21 protein-coding genes are annotated in these 20980 nt (G+C 31.3%); 1 reads left to right on the top strand and 20 read right to left on the bottom strand.

Translation table 11 applies throughout. The features are described 5' to 3' along the window. The first annotated feature begins 175 nt into the window (after positions 1 to 175). Entirely contained in the window at positions 176 to 916 is a 741-nt protein-coding gene (locus BFN48_RS08965; RefSeq protein WP_069650558.1) for a ZIP family metal transporter, read from the top strand. A 1-nt stretch (position 917) separates the two neighbouring features. On the opposite strand, the gene BFN48_RS08960 is transcribed toward BFN48_RS08965, so the two are convergent. From BFN48_RS08960 to BFN48_RS08865, 20 genes are all read right to left on the bottom strand, one after another. Further along, positions 918 to 2102 carry a cation:proton antiporter gene (locus BFN48_RS08960; RefSeq protein WP_083238879.1) on the bottom strand — a complete coding sequence of 395 codons (1185 nt, stop codon included), beginning with the start codon at positions 2100 to 2102 and terminating at the stop codon, positions 918 to 920. 25 nt (positions 2103 to 2127) lie between these two features. After that, positions 2128 to 3195: a peptide chain release factor 1 gene (prfA, locus tag BFN48_RS08955; RefSeq protein WP_069650557.1), complete on the bottom strand. Its 1068-nt coding sequence runs from the start codon at positions 3193 to 3195 to the stop codon at positions 2128 to 2130. A gap of 284 nt (positions 3196 to 3479) precedes the next feature. After that, positions 3480 to 3998, bottom strand: coding sequence for a chromate transporter (locus BFN48_RS08950; protein ID WP_069650556.1), 519 nt, complete (start codon positions 3996 to 3998; stop codon positions 3480 to 3482). Next, positions 3995 to 4552, bottom strand: a complete 558-nt coding sequence (locus tag BFN48_RS08945) for a chromate transporter (protein WP_069650555.1) — start codon at positions 4550 to 4552, stop codon at positions 3995 to 3997. The genes BFN48_RS08950 and BFN48_RS08945 overlap by 4 nt, the downstream gene beginning before the upstream one ends. Then, positions 4543 to 5436: a peptide chain release factor N(5)-glutamine methyltransferase gene (gene prmC / locus BFN48_RS08940; RefSeq protein WP_069650554.1), complete on the bottom strand. Its 894-nt coding sequence runs from the start codon at positions 5434 to 5436 to the stop codon at positions 4543 to 4545. Before prmC ends, BFN48_RS08945 begins: the two co-directional genes overlap by 10 nt. Then, a complete protein-coding gene (locus BFN48_RS08935) occupies positions 5430 to 6386 on the bottom strand; it encodes a DUF1385 domain-containing protein (protein WP_069650553.1) in 957 nt (318 codons plus the stop codon). Before BFN48_RS08935 ends, prmC begins: the two co-directional genes overlap by 7 nt. A gap of 258 nt (positions 6387 to 6644) precedes the next feature. Continuing rightward, positions 6645 to 7223, bottom strand: a complete 579-nt coding sequence (locus tag BFN48_RS08930) for a thymidine kinase (RefSeq protein WP_069650552.1) — start codon at positions 7221 to 7223, stop codon at positions 6645 to 6647. Positions 7224 to 7408: 185 nt separating this feature from the next. Next, positions 7409 to 7609, bottom strand: a complete 201-nt coding sequence (rpmE, locus tag BFN48_RS08925) for a 50S ribosomal protein L31 (protein ID WP_069650551.1) — start codon at positions 7607 to 7609, stop codon at positions 7409 to 7411. A gap of 120 nt (positions 7610 to 7729) precedes the next feature. After that, complete coding sequence (gene rho, locus BFN48_RS08920) at positions 7730 to 9082, bottom strand: transcription termination factor Rho (protein ID WP_069650550.1); 1353 nt, start codon at positions 9080 to 9082, stop codon at positions 7730 to 7732. A 233-nt stretch (positions 9083 to 9315) separates the two neighbouring features. Next, positions 9316 to 10287 (bottom strand): class II fructose-bisphosphatase, encoded by a 972-nt coding sequence (gene glpX / locus BFN48_RS08915; RefSeq protein WP_069650549.1) that lies wholly within the window; start codon positions 10285 to 10287, stop codon positions 9316 to 9318. 219 nt (positions 10288 to 10506) lie between these two features. Continuing rightward, positions 10507 to 11514, bottom strand: coding sequence for a class II fructose-bisphosphatase (glpX, locus tag BFN48_RS08910; RefSeq protein WP_069650548.1), 1008 nt, complete (start codon positions 11512 to 11514; stop codon positions 10507 to 10509). A 74-nt stretch (positions 11515 to 11588) separates the two neighbouring features. Then, positions 11589 to 12233: a fructose-6-phosphate aldolase gene (gene fsa, locus BFN48_RS08905; RefSeq protein WP_069650547.1), complete on the bottom strand. Its 645-nt coding sequence runs from the start codon at positions 12231 to 12233 to the stop codon at positions 11589 to 11591. A 17-nt stretch (positions 12234 to 12250) separates the two neighbouring features. Then, positions 12251 to 13102 carry a class II fructose-1,6-bisphosphate aldolase gene (locus tag BFN48_RS08900; protein ID WP_069650546.1) on the bottom strand — a complete coding sequence of 284 codons (852 nt, stop codon included), beginning with the start codon at positions 13100 to 13102 and terminating at the stop codon, positions 12251 to 12253. Between the two features lie 168 nt (positions 13103 to 13270). Beyond that, positions 13271 to 13933 (bottom strand): hypothetical protein, encoded by a 663-nt coding sequence (locus BFN48_RS08895; RefSeq protein WP_069650545.1) that lies wholly within the window; start codon positions 13931 to 13933, stop codon positions 13271 to 13273. A gap of 118 nt (positions 13934 to 14051) precedes the next feature. After that, entirely contained in the window at positions 14052 to 14867 is an 816-nt protein-coding gene (kce, locus tag BFN48_RS08890) for a 3-keto-5-aminohexanoate cleavage enzyme (protein WP_069650544.1), read from the bottom strand. Then, positions 14867 to 15256, bottom strand: coding sequence for a 3-aminobutyryl-CoA ammonia lyase (gene kal / locus BFN48_RS08885; RefSeq protein ID WP_069650543.1), 390 nt, complete (start codon positions 15254 to 15256; stop codon positions 14867 to 14869). The genes kce and kal overlap by 1 nt, the downstream gene beginning before the upstream one ends. A 201-nt stretch (positions 15257 to 15457) precedes the next feature. After that, entirely contained in the window at positions 15458 to 15841 is a 384-nt protein-coding gene (locus BFN48_RS08880; RefSeq protein WP_069650542.1) for a response regulator, read from the bottom strand. 139 nt (positions 15842 to 15980) lie between these two features. Next, entirely contained in the window at positions 15981 to 17654 is a 1674-nt protein-coding gene (locus BFN48_RS08875; RefSeq protein WP_069650541.1) for an S-layer homology domain-containing protein, read from the bottom strand. 78 nt (positions 17655 to 17732) lie between these two features. After that, entirely contained in the window at positions 17733 to 19625 is a 1893-nt protein-coding gene (locus tag BFN48_RS08870) for an S-layer homology domain-containing protein (RefSeq protein ID WP_069650540.1), read from the bottom strand. Positions 19626 to 19766: 141 nt separating this feature from the next. Next, the gene (locus BFN48_RS08865) at positions 19767 to 20921 is read right to left on the bottom strand and encodes a TolC family protein (RefSeq protein WP_069650539.1); all 1155 of its coding nucleotides are present in this window, start codon (positions 20919 to 20921) and stop codon (positions 19767 to 19769) included. Between the last annotated feature and the right edge of the window lie 59 nt (positions 20922 to 20980).

The raw sequence follows: 20980 nt of genomic DNA, 5'->3' as shown, positions 1-20980 counted from the left end.
ATCTGCAACTTCAAACATATATTATACAATATTACACCCTTAGAGTCTAGATATATTATTTTAAACTTAGCATTTATTTATTTTATTGAAATACAATTATTATAGAGTTAAATATATTAATTTTGCATTTTACATTTTTTAACCTGTTAACTATCAACTAAAACGAGGTGTTTGTATGTCAAATATTTTTATTTTAGCTATAATAGGTTCTTTGGTTGGTGTTACTGGTACGGGACTTGGAGGATTGATTGCACTATCCATAGTAAGATCAAATAGCAAATTTTTAAGTTCACTTCTTGGGTTTGCAAGCGGGCTAATGTTAGCTGTAGTAACTTTTGACTTATTACCCGAAGCTTTTTCGATAGGAGGGCTTTTTACTGAAATCATAGGTATATTATTAGGTATTCTCACTGTCATACTAATCGAAGATTTTATACCCGTATTTTATAAAACTTACCATAAAACAAATAAAAGTAATTTTTTGAAAACTGGAATAATATTAGGTATTGGAATTGCTATTCATAACCTTCCAGAAGGTTTAGCAATAGGCTCTAGTTTTATGTTTACTACTCAAATGGGATTTAATATAGCTTTAGTTATCGCCCTGCATAATATCCCTGAAGGCATGGCTATGGCAACTCCTCTCAAAATAAGTCGTATGTCAAAAATAAAGGTTTTATTATTAACATTACTTTCTGGTATTCCTACTGGCATTGGAGCTTTCATAGGAGCAGCTTTAGGCAATATTTCAGATTTTTTTATATCGCTATGTTTAGCTTTTGCAGGTGGAACTATGCTGTATATTACTTGTGGAGAATTGATTCCAAATGCAAAAAAGCTCTACAATGGTAGAGCTTCTACAATAGGCCTAACTATTGGATTTGTAATTGGAATAGTTATTGTAGCTAGTAGCTAATCTAACATGTCTCCTCTTTTGTTTTTTGTTCTAATTCATTTTCGAAAACTAACTTTAATAGTGGTGGGGTAATAATCGTTGATACTAACACTATTAAAATAACTGCTGTAAATATCTCATTTCCTATTACACCCATTTTAATTCCCAAATTCGTAACGATCAAAGCAACTTCTGCTCTAGGAATCATACCTATACTTATCTGCAATGCTTCTCTATTTGTAAAATCAGATAGCTTGGCACCTATACCACAACCTATTATTTTACCTATGACAGCCATCAATACCAATACAATACTTAAACCTAATCCTTGTCTAATATTGCCTATTTTAACCATAAGTCCAATACTTATAAAAAAAATAGGAGTAAATAATGCATAAGCAATTCTTTGTATCTCATGTGACACTCTATTTCTATGAGGAGTTACTGAAAATACTATACCTGTAAAATATGCTCCTATTATTGCAGCTACACCTAACTCTTCTGCAATAAATGCTAATGAAAAACAAAATATAAGAGCATATGTTAGGACTCTGTTTTCTTTGCTTATTATGTATGAATACTTCGTAAGTAATTTTGAAAATATAGTTCCAACTACTACAGATAAAATAAAGAATGAAACTATTTTGAGTATGACTATTAATATACTCCCACCCGTAGAAGGCTTTACAATTCCAACAATCAGAGTTAATAAAATAATTCCAATAACATCATCTATTATAGCTGCACCTAATATACCTATACCCTGCTTTGTCCTAAGTTTGCCCAGCTCTCTTAAAGCTTGTACAGTTATACTAACGCTAGTAGCCGTTAAAATCACACCTACAAATAACCCCTCTGAAATATCAGCATTTGGTCTAATTAATTTTATAGCTAGAAGTCCTAGCACAAAAGGTACTAGGACTCCTCCAAGTGCTATATAAGTAGAAGACTTGCTGGATGCCTTTAATTCGTCTATATCCGTCTCTAAACCCGCAATAAACATTAAGAGTATTACCCCAATTTCAGCCATATGAGTAATAGACATATTTACAGTTATAAGATTTAAAGCAGAAGGACCTAAAAGAAGTCCTGCTAATATCTGTCCCAAAACTGCAGGTTGTTTAAATTTTTGACTAATATATCCTCCAATATTTGCAAATATTAGTATAACGGCTATATCCAACAAAAAGGTAAACTCTTCATTCAACTAAATCATCTCCCATAACTTCTAATTACTGTACAGATTTTAACTTTTCAGCCTGATCATTCGTTATGAGAGCATCTACTATTTCATCAATATCTCCATCTAAGAAAGAATCTAATTTATATATAGTCATATTAATTCTATGATCAGTTACCCTACCTTGAGGGAAGTTGTATGTTCTTATTCTTTCACTTCTGTCACCTGTACCTACCTGACTTCTTCTAGCTTCGGCTATTTCTGCATTTTGTTCTGCCTGAAGTTTGTCATATAATCTAGCCTTAAGAATCTTGAATGCTTTTTCTTTATTCTTAAGCTGAGATTTTTCATCTTGGCATGAAACCACTATACCTGTAGGAATGTGCGTTAATCTAACAGCTGAATCTGTTGTATTAACGCTCTGCCCACCATGTCCTGAAGAACGGAACACGTCAACACGTACATCATTTGGATTTATTTGAATATCTATGTCATCTGCTTCTGGAAGAACTGCCACAGTAGCTGTAGATGTGTGTATTCTACCGCCTGATTCTGTAACTGGAATTCTTTGAACTCTGTGAACACCACTTTCATACTTAAGTCTTGAATATGCACCTTTACCTTTTATCATGAAAATTACTTCTTTAAAGCCGCCTACTCCTTGTTCGTTTGAAGACATTATTTCTACTTTCCAGCCTTGTCTTTCAGCATATCTTGTATACATTCTTAAAAGGTCTCCAGCAAATATACCTGCCTCGTCTCCACCGGCTCCAGCTCTAATCTCAACTATAACATTTTTCTCATCATTAGGGTCTTTAGGAATTAAAAGCAGTTTTAATTCTTCTGTTAGTTGCTCTTTCTTCTCAGTTAACTCCTTAATTTCTTCCTTTACCATATCCTTAAAATCATCTTCTAGCTTTTCTTTTAGCATTTCCTTTGCTTCATCTAACTGCTCAGATACTGAAGTGTACTCTCTGTACTTCATAACTATTGGTTCTATTTCTGCATGCTCTTTTACTAATTTTTGCCATTCGTTTCTTTTATTTATAATCTCTGGGTCACTTATTTTCATACTTAAATCTTTATATTTTTCTTCTAAGAACTTTAATTTTTCTAACATTTTTTTCACCTCTGATAATTTTCGTTATTCGTTATTCGTCATTCGCTATTCGATTATCGAAAAGCGAAAGGCGAACGACGAATAGCCTAATTATTTTACATTTTCAATTTTCCATTTAAAATTATCTAGCTAAAAATTATAGCATATTTTTTGGATTTTTACTAGTATTAAATAAATGACTGAAAAATAACACTCATAAACAACCCTTTAGAGAAAACTAAAATTTTGTAATTATTCGTTTTTATTTTTCAGTCATTAGAAAGTAACCTATTGGTAGCATACTATTAATATAGCATTACCCCTAAAGCTCCTGCGATGACTATGCATAGTATGGGATGGAGTTTTTTATAAGTAACGAGATAAAATATTGCTAATGTTATTATTAAACTTTTTACATCTATTATTGTATTTTTCGCCACTAAAATTGCTGCAGATGCAATTAAACCTATTATTACAGGTCTTAAACCTTTGAAAAACCAATCAATATATTTTGATTCTTTAAATTTCTTTAGAAAATGAGCTATTAATAAAATGATGACTAAAGATGGTATAACAACTGCTAAAGTTGATACTACTGCTCCCAATATTCCACCTATTTTATACCCTAAAAAAGTAGCGCTGTTTATTGCTATAGGTCCTGGTGTCATTTGCGATATTGCTAAAACATCAATGAATTCTTTTAAGCTAAGCCATCCATTTTTAGTTATGATTTCTTCTTGGATAAGAGGAAGCATTGCATATCCTCCACCAAAGCTAAATGCACCAATTTTCAAAAAAGAAATAAATAATTTTATATATATCATTGCAGTTCACCTTTTTCATTTTGGTTATTCGTGATTCGATAATATAAAATCGCTCCAAGTCCACCAATTAAAATCACTATTATAGGACTTATATTAGCAAATACAACTAAAAGTAGGGTAATTAGAGAAATAATTAGTGCCTTCTTTTTAATTTTTGAAGTTTTAGTAAGTTTATATACTGCTGAAATAATCAATGCTACAACTGCTGGTCTAACACCTAAAAATATTTTTGAAACTATTTTATTATTTCTATATTTAAATAAGAACATAGATATTATGAGAATTATTATAAAAGAAGGCAGTATTACTCCTAGCATACATGCCAAAGCTCCAACAATTCCCCTTAGTTTATATCCTATAAATATGGCACTATTTACCGCTATTGCACCAGGAGAAGACTGTGCAATAGCAATAGTATCTAAAAATTCTTCATTGTCTAACCATTTATTTTTATCTACTACCTCTACCTGTATCAGAGGAATCATTGCATATCCCCCACCAAAAGTAAAGGCACCAATTTTTAAAAAAGTTAAAAATAGCTTAATTATAGACATAAATTCTCACCCACTACCACTCTATCATGTCCTGCTAAATCTTTTATAATTTCAATTTTTCTAAATAATCCACTATTTTCCAAAAGTTTTTTAACATCTTGTCCTTGATTATAACCTATCTCAAAAGCAACAACTCCATGATTTGCAAGGTACTTACTTAAATCTTTAACTATTTTTCTATAATAATCTAATCCATCCTTTCCACCATCTAATGCTATTCTAGGTTCATATTTGGATACTTCAATCTGAAGTTTTTCAATCTCATCAGTAGGAATATATGGTGGATTTGATACTATAATATCTATATTATTCTCTACATTAAGTGTTGATAAAGGCTTAAATAAATTACCTTCTAAAAATAACACTCTATCCTCTAGCTCAAATTTTTTGCAGTTCTCTGATGCTATTTCTAAAGCTTTTTTACTTATATCAATAGAATATACAAATGCATTTTTTAAATAATAAGCCAAACTTAATGTAATTGCTCCACTACCAGTACCTATATCCACAATATTAACTCGCTTTTTATCTTTTAAAAAACTATTATTCACAATTTCAATAACCTTTTCAACAAGAATCTCTGTATCAGGTCTTGGAACTAAAACACCTTCTGCAACATTAAAATTAAGCCCCATAAATTCTTGTTTTTGAATAATATACTGTATTGGATAGCCTTCTTTTCGTCTATTTATAAATTCAAAAAATTTATCCACAGCTTCGTCACTAACTTTATCATCTCTATGTGTATAAATATATAGTTTATCAACACCTAGTGTATAACATAATATAAGCTGAGCATCAAGAAGAGGGGTTTTAAAATCCCCCTCATTTAATATTTCTGTACCCTCTTGTAATAAGGATTTTATAGTATAATCTCTTACCAAAGGTCAGCCTCCTTGTCTTCAACCAATACTCCTTTTAAAGCTTCAATAGCTACCTCTAGCTGTGAATCATCTGGCTCACTAGTAGTTATTTTCTGTAGCATCAATCCAGGATATGAGATGATTTGAGCTAGTTTACTATCACTTCTACCTGTATATTTATTTATTTCATACGATATTCCTGCTATTACTGGTAATAATGCTATCCTTAATACAAATCTCAATAGTGGATTTGGCCATCCAAATAATGAAAATACAAGTATACTTACTATCATTACCATAAAAATAAAACTTGTACCACATCTAGGATGAAGAGTAGTGTATTTTCTTGCATTTTCTACCGTCAATTCTTCTCCGTGTTCATAACAATGTATTGTTTTATGTTCAGCTCCATGATACTCAAATACTCTTTTTACATCTTTGATTTTAGATATACTATAAACATATATTAAGAATATAATAACTCTTATTAAACCTTCAATTAAATTAAGCCCTATGTTGCTACTAATTTTAGTTTTCAAGAAGTTAGTTAAGTATGAAGGAGCTAATATGAATAATAGAACTGTAAAAAATAAAGATATAAGAACTGATAAATAAATCATTACATCTTCAGTTTTATCTTTAAATATTTTTTCTAAAGCTCTATCTATAACCCCTGGTTCTTCTTCCTCTACTTCGTATACCTCAGCTGAGTACATCAATGCTCTAACTCCTACAACCATTGCTTCTATTAACATAACACTGCCTCTTATGAAAGGCAACTTAAGAAAGCTATACTTTGAGGAAGCAGAGTTTACAGGTTCTTTTTTTAACCCAATATTACCATTTGGCTCTCTCACTGCTATAGCTATTTCTTTAGGGCCTTTCATCATTACCCCTTCTATTAAGGCCTGACCGCCTATACTAGTTTTGTGTTTAGGTTTTTTGAATGCATCTTTTATTTTTGATATCATATTCTTTCGCCTACTCCTTATATTATTTTCTATATAATTACATTATAACGTATCTTACTATAATATAACAAGAAGCTCTTGAATAGGTACTAGGTACTTGGTACTGGGTACTAGGTGCTGGGTACTGGGTGCTAGGGATAAAAAACAGGGGACGGGGGACAGAAATGGGTATTTAAAAAAAATTAGTAGCGAAGAATTAATTCTCCGCTACCATTTTCCCTGGTATCTGTCAACTGTTAACTAATAACTATGTAGCAATTATTTTCTTGGAACTTGGTGGTGCAATCTGCATCTGGCTTCGTAGCTCTCCATAGCACCAACTAAAATAGTAGGTTCATCATAGCAAGCAGGCTCTCCGTTAATTAATCTTTGAGTTCTATTTGCAGGATGTCCACAAATTACACATACAGCTGTTAGCTTGTCCACAAATTCTGCAATTGCCATTATATTAGGAGTAGGTCCAAATGGCTCACCTCTAAAATCCATATCCAATCCAGCTACTATTACTCTTAACCCTTTATCTGCTAAACGCCTACATAAATCTATAATTCCGTCATCAAAGAACTGTACTTCATCAATACCTATAACTTCTGTATCATCTGATAATAATTTATATATTTCATCAGAATTTTTTACTGGTATAGCTTTAATTTTTTCTCCGTTATGAGAAACAACTTCGTTTACACTATATCTATCATCAATAGATGGCTTAAATACTTGAATTTTCTGGCGTGCTATCTGGGCTCTTCTCAACCTTCTTATAAGCTCCTCACTTTTACCGCTATACATGGGGCCAACCACTACCTCAATCCAACCGTGGTGATTAGGTCCGTACATTAAAATTCCTCCTTTAAACCGATTAACAAAATCTTCGTTTAAATAAATTATAAGGATGATTTTGCTCATATCCATAACGGAAATTATAATTTCCTATGGATTATAACAAATAACTGTTAACTATGAATCTTCAAAAAATAAAGGCTAGAAGCCTCATGGCATCTAACCTCTTGAACATATTTTGATTAGTCAAGACCGTATTTCTTCTTAAATCTTTCAACACGTCCGCCTTTATCTACAAGTTTTTGCTTTCCTGTAAAGAATGGATGACACTCAGAACAAATTTCTACTCTAAGCTCTTCTTTCACTGAACCAGTTTCAAAAGTATTTCCACATGCACAGTGTACTTTAGCTCTTTTGTATTCTGGATGAATTCCTTTTTTCACCGAAATCACCTCTCTTCCAAAATCTTTCTTTGCTGTAATATTATATTTAATATAATTATCCAGTTTTCAACTAATACATTATAGCATATTCATAATCTTATTTCAATAAACATAAGTAAATTAATCCCAAATCTTATTTCTCATATTTTCAATAAACTCAATATTAGTCTTAGTTGATACTAACATATCTAAGATTTTTTCTGTAACTTCTGCTGATGGATAGTTGCTCAAAGCTTTTCTAATACTCCATATTGTCTCTAACTCTTTTTGATTTAATAATAAATCTTCTCTTCTCGTACCAGACTTATTTATGTCAATTGCTGGGAATATTCTCTTTTCAGATAGTTTTCTGTCTAAATGAATTTCCATGTTACCTGTACCTTTGAATTCTTCAAAAATTACATCATCCATTCTACTTCCAGTTTCTATTAATGCAGTAGCTAATATTGTAAGACTTCCTCCGTTTTCAATATTTCTTGCTGCACCAAAAAATCTTTTCGGTTTGTGTAGAGCTCCAGGGTCTAACCCTCCTGAAAGTGTTCTACCAGTTGGAGGTATTGTTAGATTGTATGCCCTAGCCAATCTTGTTATACTATCCAAAAGAATAACAACATCTTTGCCATGCTCCACTAGCCTTTTTGCCCTTTCAAGCACCATCTCTGCTACCTTTATATGATGTTTTGGAGGCTCGTCAAATGTTGAATAAACTACATCTCCTTTTACAGATCTTTGCATATCTGTAACTTCCTCTGGTCTTTCATCTATTAGTAAAACTATAATCTCTATGTCTGGGTAATTTTCTGCAATACTATTAGCTATTTTTTTTAGTAGGATTGTTTTACCAGCTTTAGGAGGAGCAACAATCATTCCCCTTTGTCCTTTACCTATAGGAGCAATTAAATCTATTATTCTTGTAGATAATTCTCTTGGAGTAGTTTCTAAAGTTATTCTCTCGTTAGGGTATATAGGTGTCAAAGTATCAAAATCAGGTCTATTATTTGCTGTCTCTGGATCTTCACCATTAACTTTTTTTACATATAGAAGAGCTTTGTACTTTTCTCCTGATTTTGGAGGCCTTGTGATACCGAAAATTTTGTCTCCAGTCCTTAAATTAAATCTCCTAATTTGCGATGGAGATACATATATGTCCTCAGCACCTGAAAGATAATTTTCTGATCTTAAAAAACCATATCCATCACTATGAAGCTCTAATATTCCCTCTGCTGTACTAATTTCATCACTTCTATCTATTTCTTCACTTAATCTTTCTGGTAATTCCTGCTTATGTCTTTCTTTTTCCTCTAACTTAGCTGCTACTTCTTTTATTTCTTCTGCTTTCCCATTTTTATAATGCTGCAATATCTTCTCAATCAACTCAGCTTTTTTATATTTAGAATAACCCTTTATACCTACTTCTTTAGCAATCTTTCTGAGCTCATCTATCTTCTTACTGTTTAAATCAGAACTGTTCAAAACTTCACCTCCAGAACGTATAGAGCTTTTTTATTAATATCTATATCTTTATACAGTATATGGGAACATCATGTTAGGAAAGAATTTCTAGACAGGCTTCATTAATGTAATATTAGCACTTTATTGTTGAGAAGTCAAGGACACAAAAACAGTTATTCGCTGTTCGTCGTTCGTCATTCATTTTTTAATAACCAAAGTCGAATAACGAACTGCGAACAGCGGCTAGTTAACAACTACTTCGCATAATCTGGTTTTTTGTCTAGTTTATGAATTGACTCGATAAATCTTATCGTACCTGTTTCTGCTCTTGTTACCATTGAATGTGTCTTCGCCATATTATTTTGGTAATATACTACTCCTTTTAATAATTCACCATCAGATACTCCTGTAGCAGCAAAGAATATTTCATTGCCCTTCGCTAAATCTTCCATTGTCAATACTTTATTAACATCAGTAATGCCCATTTTATAACATCTTTCAAGCTCACTTTCATCCATTGGTACTAGCTTCCCTTGAAATTCTCCACCCATACATTTTAATGCAGCAGCAGCTATAACTCCTTCTGGAGCTCCTCCTATTCCCATTAATATATCTACTCCTGAATGTTCAAAGCAAGTTGCAATTGCAGCAGCAACATCTCCATCTCCAAATAATTTAATTCTTGCTCCTGCTTTCCTTATTCTATCTATTAACTCCTTATGTCTCGGTCTATCTAATAAAGTTACTGTTAAATCTGATATACTTTTGTTTAAAGCATCAGCAACTGCCTTTAAATTTTCTTCAACTGGAGCATCAAGATTAATTCTACCTGCTGCTTTTGGTCCTACTGCAATTTTATTCATATACATATCAGGTGCATGTAATAAACATCCACGTGGAGCTATTGCAACTACAGAAATTGCATTAGGTAATCCCTTAGCTACTGCAGTAGTACCGTCAAGAGGATCTACAGCTATATCAACTTTAGGACATCCTTCTTGTGCTTTTCCTATTCTCTCTCCAATATATAGCATTGGAGCTTCGTCCATTTCGCCTTCTCCAATCACTACAACTCCATCTATGTTTATAGTATCAAACATCTTCCTCATACCATTAACTGCAGATTGATCTGCTATTATTTTGTCACCTCTACCCATATGTCTAGCACATTCTAATGCTGCAGCTTCAGTTACTCTCACAAGATTTAATGCTAATTCTCTATCCATAATATGTCCTCCTTTAGAAAAAATATTACAATTATAGTATATTCTATTTCTGTATTGTATGTCAAAATGTATGTATTGTTTTTAATAAAGCATATCTTAAAAATGAAAGATTGAAAATTAAAAATGTAAAATTAAATAAATAGCAAACAAAAAATAGACCTGAATTAATCAGGTCTATCATTGACTATTAACTATTGACTATCAACTAATAACTAAACTTTATATATGTCCATATTTTTTCATCAATCTAATTAGTATGTCATTTTTATCTAATTTATGTCTCGCTTCTATAAATCTTATGGTCCCTGTTTTAGCTCTCATGACTACTGAATGTGTTTTAGCAAAGTTGTTTCCATAATATACTACTCCTTTTAATAGGTCACCATCTGTAATTCCAGTTGCAGCAAAGAATACTTCTTCTCCTTTAACTAAATCCTCTAATGTTAAAACCCTCTTAATGTCTTCATCACTCCATCCTAATTGATGGCATCTTTCAACTTCTTCATCTGACATTGGATAAAGCTGCCCCTGCATTTCTCCACCCATACATTTTAGCGCTGCTGCTGCTATAACACCTTCTGGAGCTCCTCCTATTCCCATTAATATATCTACTCCTGTATCTTCAAATCCAGTGGCGATAGCGGCTGCTACGTCACCTTCACCAAACAACTTGATTCTTGCACCTACTCTTCTTACTTCTTGTATCATTTCATAATGTCTAGGTCTATCTTGTATTATTACTGTTAAGTCTGATATATCTTTATTTAAAGCTTTAGCAACTGCTTTCAAATTGTCTTCGATAGGAGCATTAATATCAATTTTCCCTGCCGCTTTTGGTCCTACAGCTATTTTTTTCATATAAGTATCTGGTGCATAAAGCAAGCATCCTCTAGGAGCCATAGCTATTACTGATATTGCATTCGGAAGTCCTTTTGATACTAAACTAGTTCCATCTAATGGGTCAACAGCAATATCTACTTCTATATCATCTATAGTTCCTGCCCCTATTCTCTCTCCAATATAAAGCATAGGTGCCTCATCTAATTCACCTTCACCTATAACTACTGTTCCTCTAACATTTACTAACTCAAAAGCTTCTCTCATTCCATCTACAGCTGCTTGGTCTGCTCCATTTTTATCTCCTCTACCCATGAATTTAGCTGATGATAATGCAGCTATCTCAGTAACACGTACTAAAGATAAAGATAAGTTTCTATCTAAAACCATACTTTTCACTCCCCTAATAAAATACTAAAATTAAAGGATAAGTAAAGATTAATCTTTACCTATCCTTTTATCTGCTACTTTTTAGCATTTTCCCAGTCTTTTAGGAATCTTTCTATACCTTTATCTGTCATTGGATGCTGTACCATTTTTGTAAATACATTGTAAGGTACAGTTGCAATATGTGCTCCTAATTTTGCTGCTTCTATTATATGCATAGGATGTCTTATACTTGCAGCAATTACTTCTGTTTCGATACCATGTATATCAAATATTTCTACTATGTCACTAATTATATCCATTCCACTATTTCCTATATCGTCCATTCTTCCTGCAAATGGACTAACATAAGTTGCTCCTGCTCTTGCTGCTAATAATGCTTGATTAGCAGAGAATACTAAAGTAACATTTGTTTTGATACCTTTTTGACTTAAAACTTTAACTGCCTTAAGACCTTCTTTTGTCATAGGGATTTTAATAACTATATTCGGATGAATTTCTGCTAATTCTTCTGCTTCTTTTATCATGCCCTCTGCTTCAAGGCTAATTACCTCAGCACTAATTGGACCATCAACAATACTTGTAATTTCTGTTATTACTTCTTTAAAATCTCTACCTTCCTTTGCTATAAGAGAAGGATTTGTAGTAACTCCGCAAATTACACCCCAGTCGTTTATTTCTCTGATTTCATCTATGTTTGCTGTATCGATAAAAAGTTTCATATTGCACCTCCAACTCTTTAGGCTCTGCCAGCTGAACCAAACATTATCATCTTTTCAATTATTACTTTTTTCATTTCTTCTCTAGCAGGGCCTAATATTTTTCTTGGGTCATATACATCAGGGTTATTATTTACAAACTCTCTTACTCCTCTATTGAATGCCATTCTAATATCTGTATCTATATTAATTTTATTAACCCCAAGGCTAACTGCTTTTCTTATGCTCTCTTCAGGCACACCTGATGAACCATGAAGTACTAGCGGCATATTTAATCTTTCTTTTATTACTTTTAATCTATCAAAGTCTAGTTTAGGTTCTCCTTTATATGGACCATGTGCTGTTCCTATTGCTATTGCAAGATAGTCTACACCTGTTTCTTTTACAAATCTTTCAGCTTCATCTGGATCAGTAAATGTAGCATCTCTTTCGTCAACTGTTATATCATCTTCAGTACCACCAATTTTACCAAGCTCTGCCTCTACTGATACTCCAACAGCATGTGCAATTTCCACAACTTTTTTAGTAATTGCGATATTTTCTTCTAGTGGATACTTTGAACCGTCTATCATAACTGAAGTAAATCCATTTCTTATACATTTCATTATTTGTACAAAATCAGTGCCATGATCTAAATGGATAGCTACAGGTACTTTAGCAGTTTCAGCTGCTACCTTAGCCATTGCTGCTATGTACTCTACTCCTGCATATTTTAATCCGCCTTGGCTAGCCTGTAATATTACAGGTGAATTTGTTTCTTTAGCAGCTTCGATAATAGCTTGAACTATTTCCATGTTGTTTACATTAAATGCTCCTACTGCATACCCTTTCTTATGAGCATCTAAAAGAATCTCTTTTCCTGATACTAACATTAATATCCCTCCCTCTTTATTTAACAAATACTATTATAATAGATTAGTCTCTATTTATCCACATAATTATTTGTCCAGCGTTGTTCGTCGTTCGAGTTCCGCTTTTCGCTATTCGTCATTTGTCATTCGAGTTTCGAAAAGCCAATAGCGAATGACGAATAACCGATATCATCCTTTCTTATTCCTATCATTATTCCCAAATCTACTATCTATACATTGAAGAGAATACTTATGCATCTGTATCTCTTCACATTCTAATAATTTTTTTAAATCTTCGTCTGTTTCTGCATAAACCAAATGTACACTGCCACATTCTATGCATCTTAATTCTATTCTATCAGGGTATAAATCTGTCTGTATATTATCTGAGCCACAATCACAAAATATCCTGCCCTCATTATCCATTTCTCTAATTCTATTTATAGCTTTCATCATAATATCGAAATTCTGAAAGTAGTCATAAAATCCTAATTCATTTAGGATTTCTTCAGAATCCTTTTCATATTCTTTTATTAATTGTTTTATATCATCATTTTTCCCTATAAAAGATATTTCAATTCCCGTTTCAATACATCTAGCAATTATTTTACCTTTTAGTAATTTTCGTAAACTATATTTAAAGACATGGATATCTTGACAAGCAAAGCAAAATAATTCTATCCAAAAGCTTTTATAATCTTTCGTTTTTATTATTGCACTAGACTGTCCACACTCACATTCTAAATTTATTTTGTTACTTCTGCTAAAATCAAACAAAGAAACATCATGTATAGTAATTTCTCCACATATATCACACCTAATTGCAATTGCAATATTAGAATCGATTAACAAAATCGCGCACCTCCCTTCTTAGTTAATTCTTCATTTATTTTATAAATCCTTCTTTGATAGTCGATAGTTAATAGTTGGTAGTTTTGTAATTAAAAAAACGGCTTAAATAAGCCGTTTTCTATCTTTTTATATTCAATATTTCTCTTGCTTCATCTGGTGTAGCTACTTCTCGTCCTAATTCATGTGCTAGTCTAACTATCCTCTCTACTAATTGTGCATTTGATTTAGCTAATTCACCTTTTTTATAATATATATTATCTTCAAAACCTACTCTAACGTGTCCACCTAATAATATAGCTGCAGTCGCAAGTGGCAATTCATATCTTCCTATACCTGCAACAGTCCATGTTGAACCCTTTGGTATACTTTCAACTAAGTACAGTAAATCTCTTATTTCACCTGGTATTGCACCTGGAACCCCCATAACAAAGTCAAAATGAAGCGGTTCATCAATTAAACCTTTTTTAACTAATGTTAAAGCATTTTTTATCATACCTCTTTCAAATATTTCAAGCTCAGGCTTAACACCTAACTCTTTCATTCTCTTTGCAAACTTTTCCATATACTCTTGTGAATTCATAAATACATCTGGACCAAAATTACATGTACCACAGCTTAATGTAGCCATCTCTGGTCTTAATTCAACAGGTTGAAGTCTTTCCTCTGGTGTATGCCATACAGCACCACCTGTAGAAGGCTGGAATATTACAGGGCATTTAGCCTCTATTCGTTCTTTTATTTCTTTATATACCTCATAATCTTGTGTTGGATTTCCATCTTTATCTCTTGCATGTATATGAACTATTGATGCTCCTGCCTTATAAGCTTCGTATGCAGCCTCTGCTATTTCTTCTGGTGTAATTGGAAGATTTGGCTGTTGCTCTCTTGTTACTTCTGCACCAGTTAATGCAGCTGTGATTATAAGTTTTTGCATTATTCTTTCCTCCTTTGCTTGTCCTTTGGCACAACACAAGTTCCTACTGCTCTACAAACTACTATTGGCTCTTCAAGTACATCACATGCCGACTCATTTATATCTGGTCTTGGAACTATAACTTTTCTTGCTTCAAATTTCATTTTCCTTGATGTATTACCAACTTTAATTATTTCGCCTACTGCTTCAATATAATCTCCTGCATAAACAGGTGCTGTAAATTCTACTTCTTCATATCCTGCAAAAAGCCCCTCATCTCCATCATGTCTTATAAGAAGCTCAGTAGCAACATCCCCAAACAATTGAAGCATTTTAGCACCATCTACTAAATTGCCCCCATAGTGTGCATCATGCATACTCATCCTAACTCTTATCATAGCTTTTTCCATATTCCTTACCCCCTAATTAGTTTTTCGCTATTCGCCATTCGCTAATCGTCATTTACTATTCGAAAGACGAAAAGCGGACAACGATCTATAACTTCTATATCTAATTAAATTATACTAAATTTCCGAAGATAAAAACAATTTATTACAAGAAATTAAAGCGACAAATTTGCCGCTTTAATTTTGATAAAACTTATTATTCTTTTAACCAACCGCTACAGCAAAATATTCTGTCATTAATGAATTAATCTCTTCTTTTAGCTCGAATACATCAAAAGGCTTTTGAACAATCATATCTGGCTTAATTACATCAAGGTCATTATTTTGTGTTATGTCATCATAACCAGTAAGTATTACTACACAAATGCTCTCATCAATTCTTCGTATGCTTTTTAATACCTCTCCCCCATCCATATCTTGAAGCTTCATATCTAATATTACAATATCAGGTCTAAAGTCACTTATCATTTTTATTGCTTCAGTACCTGTTTCTACCGCTAAAACATCATAGTCATTTTTGAAAATTTCCCCTAACAAAACTCTTATACCTTCCTGGTCATCGACACAGAGAAGCCTGCATTTTCTCAAAAAACTCCCCCCTGTAACCTGTTAATAAATAATATATTCTACATATGTTAAATTATTCCTTCTTATCTAATGATTTCTGTGAGATTTTTTTAAAATTTTTACACAAAAAGCGACCAAAAATCATTTGGTCGCCTTAAATTTAATCTTCAATAGAAATCTTTACTATTAAGTTGTTAACAATCTTAAATTCTCCTTCTTGCCCAACTTCTAAATCATCAATTGCTATATCGTCCTCTTCACCTTCTATTTCAACATCTTCGCTAACCATATACTCATATTCTTCATTATCAGTTTTAATTGTTAATTTTACTCCTGAATCATATTCAGTTATGGCAATTATCTTTCCTTCTATCTCTAATTCTAGTGCTTCAGCCTTTATTGATTCTACTTTTCCACCTTCAACCTTAACTTCTACTTCCATTCCCTCTACAAGATCTGTTAAATCAGCTTCTTCATCTTCTATTTTAATTTTAACATCTTCATCTACATCAAACTTATATACTTCTTCTGATACAGTTACTTTTATGCTATTTTCATCTATAGCTGTTAAAATACCTTCTATTTCATATTCATCTTTTTCATCCATTTCTTCTTCATGTTCATCTATTTCATCTACTTCATCTTCAATTCCAACTCTTTCTCTATGAACGAAAATTTCCCTTATTCTGTTTTGCTTATCAACTATTACTGTAATTGTATCTCCTATATTAATATCTTCAAATCTTCCTTCTGCACCTTTAAATTTAACTTTAGCACCTTTTAAAACATCAAATATAGCAAGCATCTGTTTTACTTGAACAGCAATTCTTCTAGGCTCTACTTTAGATATTTCCTTTACTTCACCTGTATATCTTATTATTATTTTTTGAACAAAATCCTCATTCTTTAAAACTTCTATGTATACTACTTTGTCATTTTCTAACTCTACTTTTACTTTATATCCTTTCTTAATATCTGAAAAATCTATTCTTTCTTCTCCATCATAGATTATAGCATTTTCATCTACAATGAAAATTCTTAACTCTCCATCTGTTCTAAGTACTAAATTTCCTTCATATATTCCATCAACTACCCCTATTATCTCTTTGTCATCTACATTACTGTCTACTTTATCATCTAGTCTTGAAAATAGTACTGCCATTTCTGCTCTAGTCATAGTACCCATAGGATTAAATCTTTTTTGAGGATCTCCCTTCATTAATCCTAACTCGTTAGCCAAATATATATATCCAACTGAACCTAATGGAACTGCTGGAGCATCAACAAATGGTAGCTCGTCTTTCATATGCTTTAATGCTTCTTCTTCATAACCTAATGCTCTTATTACATATTTTGCAACTTGATGTCTTTTAGCTGGTCCTTGTGGATTGAAATACATCATATCTACGTCATCTAGTATTCCTTTTTCGTACGCTATCTTTATATAACCTTTTGCCCAATCGCCTACTTTTTTACCTTTATACTTTTTAGGAAGTACTTTTACTAATTCTGCTTGATCTTGCCATCCCATTATTCTTAAACACATTATTATTGTTTCTAAGTTTGTAACAGGTTTTTTAGGAGCATATATACCTCCACCATATCCTTTAATAAGACCTTTTTTAGCCATTTTTTCAATAGCTTTTCTTGCCCATGGATAACCTTCTAAGTCATCAAATACTTTATTTTTTAACATTACTGCATTAATTTTTTTGAAAAACTTTTCTTCCTTCCATTTTTTCTCTTTGTCCCAACCCTTTGCGAATGAAACTGAAATAGTCATTGAGAACAACATAGTAAAAACTACTACTAAAGATATAACCCTTTTCAACACAACAAACACCCTCCTTATCTTTCTTTTGTAATATATATTCGGAGGGTGTTTTTATTTTTTGGGGTGTTTTTAAATTTTTTATTTAGATCTTTGTGTTACTATTATCGTTTTAGCAGTAAATATACCGCCATCAAAATTTCCTATTACTATCAATTCATCGCCTACATTTAAATATTTAAATTTTATCTTATCTCCATCACTATCTATAAAAGATGTATCTGCTACTATATCTATCCTAACTATCTCTTTTTCACCAGTTTTATAATTATTTACTGACAATACTATAACTCCAGCATCATAATTTAAATATTCTATTGTCCCTTCATATCTATCATTTTGCTCTCTTGGTTCTATTTTCATTGAAACTATTTCATTACTCTCAATATCTATTTCTGCAAAATACCCAAGTCTTAATCCATATATAGAATCTTTTTTACCGTCTATTTTAATATCAACATTTTTAGATATATAATATGACACTTCTTCCCCATCTTTATTAAGTATTGTTAATTTAGGCTTACTAGATATAAGTATCGCCTTAATAATACCTTCATCTTCATCTTTTAAAGCTTCTGCCTTAATTTCGATTATAACGTTATATTCAACATCTATTTCTACTTTATCTCCATTTCTTAAATCTGTAATTACCGCATTTTTACTATTTCTTTCGATTTTTACTTTATTATCAATTGGGAATTCATATAAATTACCATTTTCATCTTCTACTGTTAAATTAGGTTCAGGATTATATTTTATTTCTTTTATAATACCTTTTATATGTTTTCCTTTGCTTTCTGCTATAATCTCCGTTATTTTATTATTTTTAATCTTTAATTGAACTAAGTCTCCCTCATTAATTTTATAAACAAATGTCTCTTCATCATCTAAAATTATTTTTGCATTACTATCTAAATAAAAACTTTTCACTTTATAGTTTCCATTTTCTTCATATTCGATTGTAAGTATAGCAGGCGTTGTAAGTATTAAAGATTTTACTTTACCTGAATATTTCTCTTCTATACTTTTAGCTTTCATCGATACAATTCTTTGTTTTTCTGTGACTTTTACCTCTACCATTAAACCTTCTACTAAATCTGTAAACTTAATGATACTATCATCTAATGTTATATCTGTATTAGCATCTACAAAATATATATTTTTTTGTCCATCCATATCTTCAATAGTAATGTATGCTTCATTAGCATCTTTTAATATGCTTACTATAGTTCCTGATATTGTTATAGTATCTTTATCCTCAATTCCAATATCACTAAATATTTGTTGAGCTACTTTATTCTCTTTAATATAGTCATAAGCTATTGAAAGTACTTTTGCCATCATTGCACGATTCATAGATGATTTAGGATTAAATCTACCTTGTGAATCTCCTTTTTCGTTAATTATTCCTTTTTGTATCATCATATCTACATATGGTGCAACCTGAGCAGGTATCAATTCTGCATCCTTAAAAGGCAATATTATTATAGTTTTACTTTTAGCTTCTTTTTCTAATCCCATTGCTCTTGTAAGGAATATACATATTTCTTCTTTAGTAGCTGGCATTTTAGCCTTTTCACTTTTATAATACTCTTTTAAAACTTCTTCTGAAATAATACCACTAGATAAAGCAACTGCAATACCATCTTGTGCCCATAATTCAACCTTTAATTCATCTAGCAACCCTTGGTATTTATTCTTAATATCTGTAATTATATTATTATCTAGCTTATATAATCTTGAAATCATAACTAAAGCTTGCACTTTTGTAACTTCTGAAGCTGGCCTAAATGTTGCATCTGGATAGCCAGTAATTATTCCTAAACTTTTTACTTTTTTTATGTAATCAGCTGCCCAATAATCATCTTTCACATCTGTAAATGTTTGTGCATAAGATACAGCATTACTAAACAACAATAATGCTATTATCAATACAGATAAAGTAGATAACATTTTCCATTTGTTAAATATCAATTTATCCCACCCCTTTTACAATTGTCATATGAATATATTCTTTATTTAACTTTTAAATCCTTCTATCTTTTTAGCTTAAACCTATCATTTAGGATGTATTTACTATATAATTCATCTTTATATAATCAAACAAAAACGGCACTATTGTGCCGATATCATTTGTCTTATACCTAAATTTTGAAGAGCTTCAAATCTAAATTTAGCTAAGTTAAAATCATAAATTGCTTTATAATAATCAAGAAGTGCTTGTTTATATAATGTACTACTATTTAGAACTTCTAAATTTGTGCCCATACCAATTTCATACTTAAGTGAAGCTTGATTTAAATTATCTTTTGCTAATTCTACATTTTCTTTTTTTACCTTTATCTTTTCTACTAAATTTAATAAATTTAAATACTCACTAGTCATATTAATTCTTATATTAAGTTCAGTCTCTTTTAATTGATTTTCTGCTTTCTGTAACTTATGATAAAGTTTTTCTTCTTCTCTTCTATCGTCTCCTCTGCTAGATACATAAAATTTTTCTCCTAAATTATATTCTTTTTGGGCAAAATATTTTTCTTGACTAGCAATATACATTTCCAATCTGTTATTTAAACTGTTCTGTATTGCTTCTTCTAAATCAATCTCTTTTAATTCTTCATAACTTAATTCATCTTCTAATTCTAAAGGTTGCTCCAAAGGCAATCCTAATAATTTATTTAAAGTCATTATAGCAATTTTTTGATTATTCTCAAGCTCTTTTAATTGTAATTTAGCATCTTTTAAGCTTATCTCTGTCTGTAATTTTTCTAATTCAGTTGCATTTCCAGTTTCTAATCTAGCATTTACAATTTTTAATTGGTTCTCAATTTGATTAATGTTATCTTTAAGAATTTCTACTGATCTGTTAAGATATAAAATATTATAATAGTTACTCATTACATTGTATTTTATATTAGAAACTTCTAGCACTTTATTCTTTTTACTTAATTTCAATAGATATTCAAAATATTCCTCATAATATTTATGCCAAATTTTATAATTTTCAAAACCCAACCTTTTATATGCAGCAGGTAAATGTCTCACTTCATCTGTTAAATCTCTTTTTTCTTTCAGTTCAATTCTTGCATTTTCAATATCAATATCTTTTTCCTCTAATGAAAAACTATTTTGCAAAGCTAATTTTATAGCTTCATCCATATTCAATTTATCAGTTGCTAAAGACTGCACAGCAACAGAGTAGTTAATGTTAAGCATAATAATAGATATTAGCAAAAATAATGTAAAAACTTTACTATGTACTTTTTTCATAGAAATCACCCCTTTGGAAGTTTATTCATATATCATACTAAAATTATACACTAATACCA

It is taken from the genome of Caloranaerobacter ferrireducens (assembly GCF_001730685.1).
GTDB lineage: Bacteria > Bacillota > Clostridia > Tissierellales > Thermohalobacteraceae > Caloranaerobacter > Caloranaerobacter ferrireducens.
Note: the sequence above shows the minus strand (reverse complement) of the source record. Positions and strands in the feature narration are given on the sequence as shown.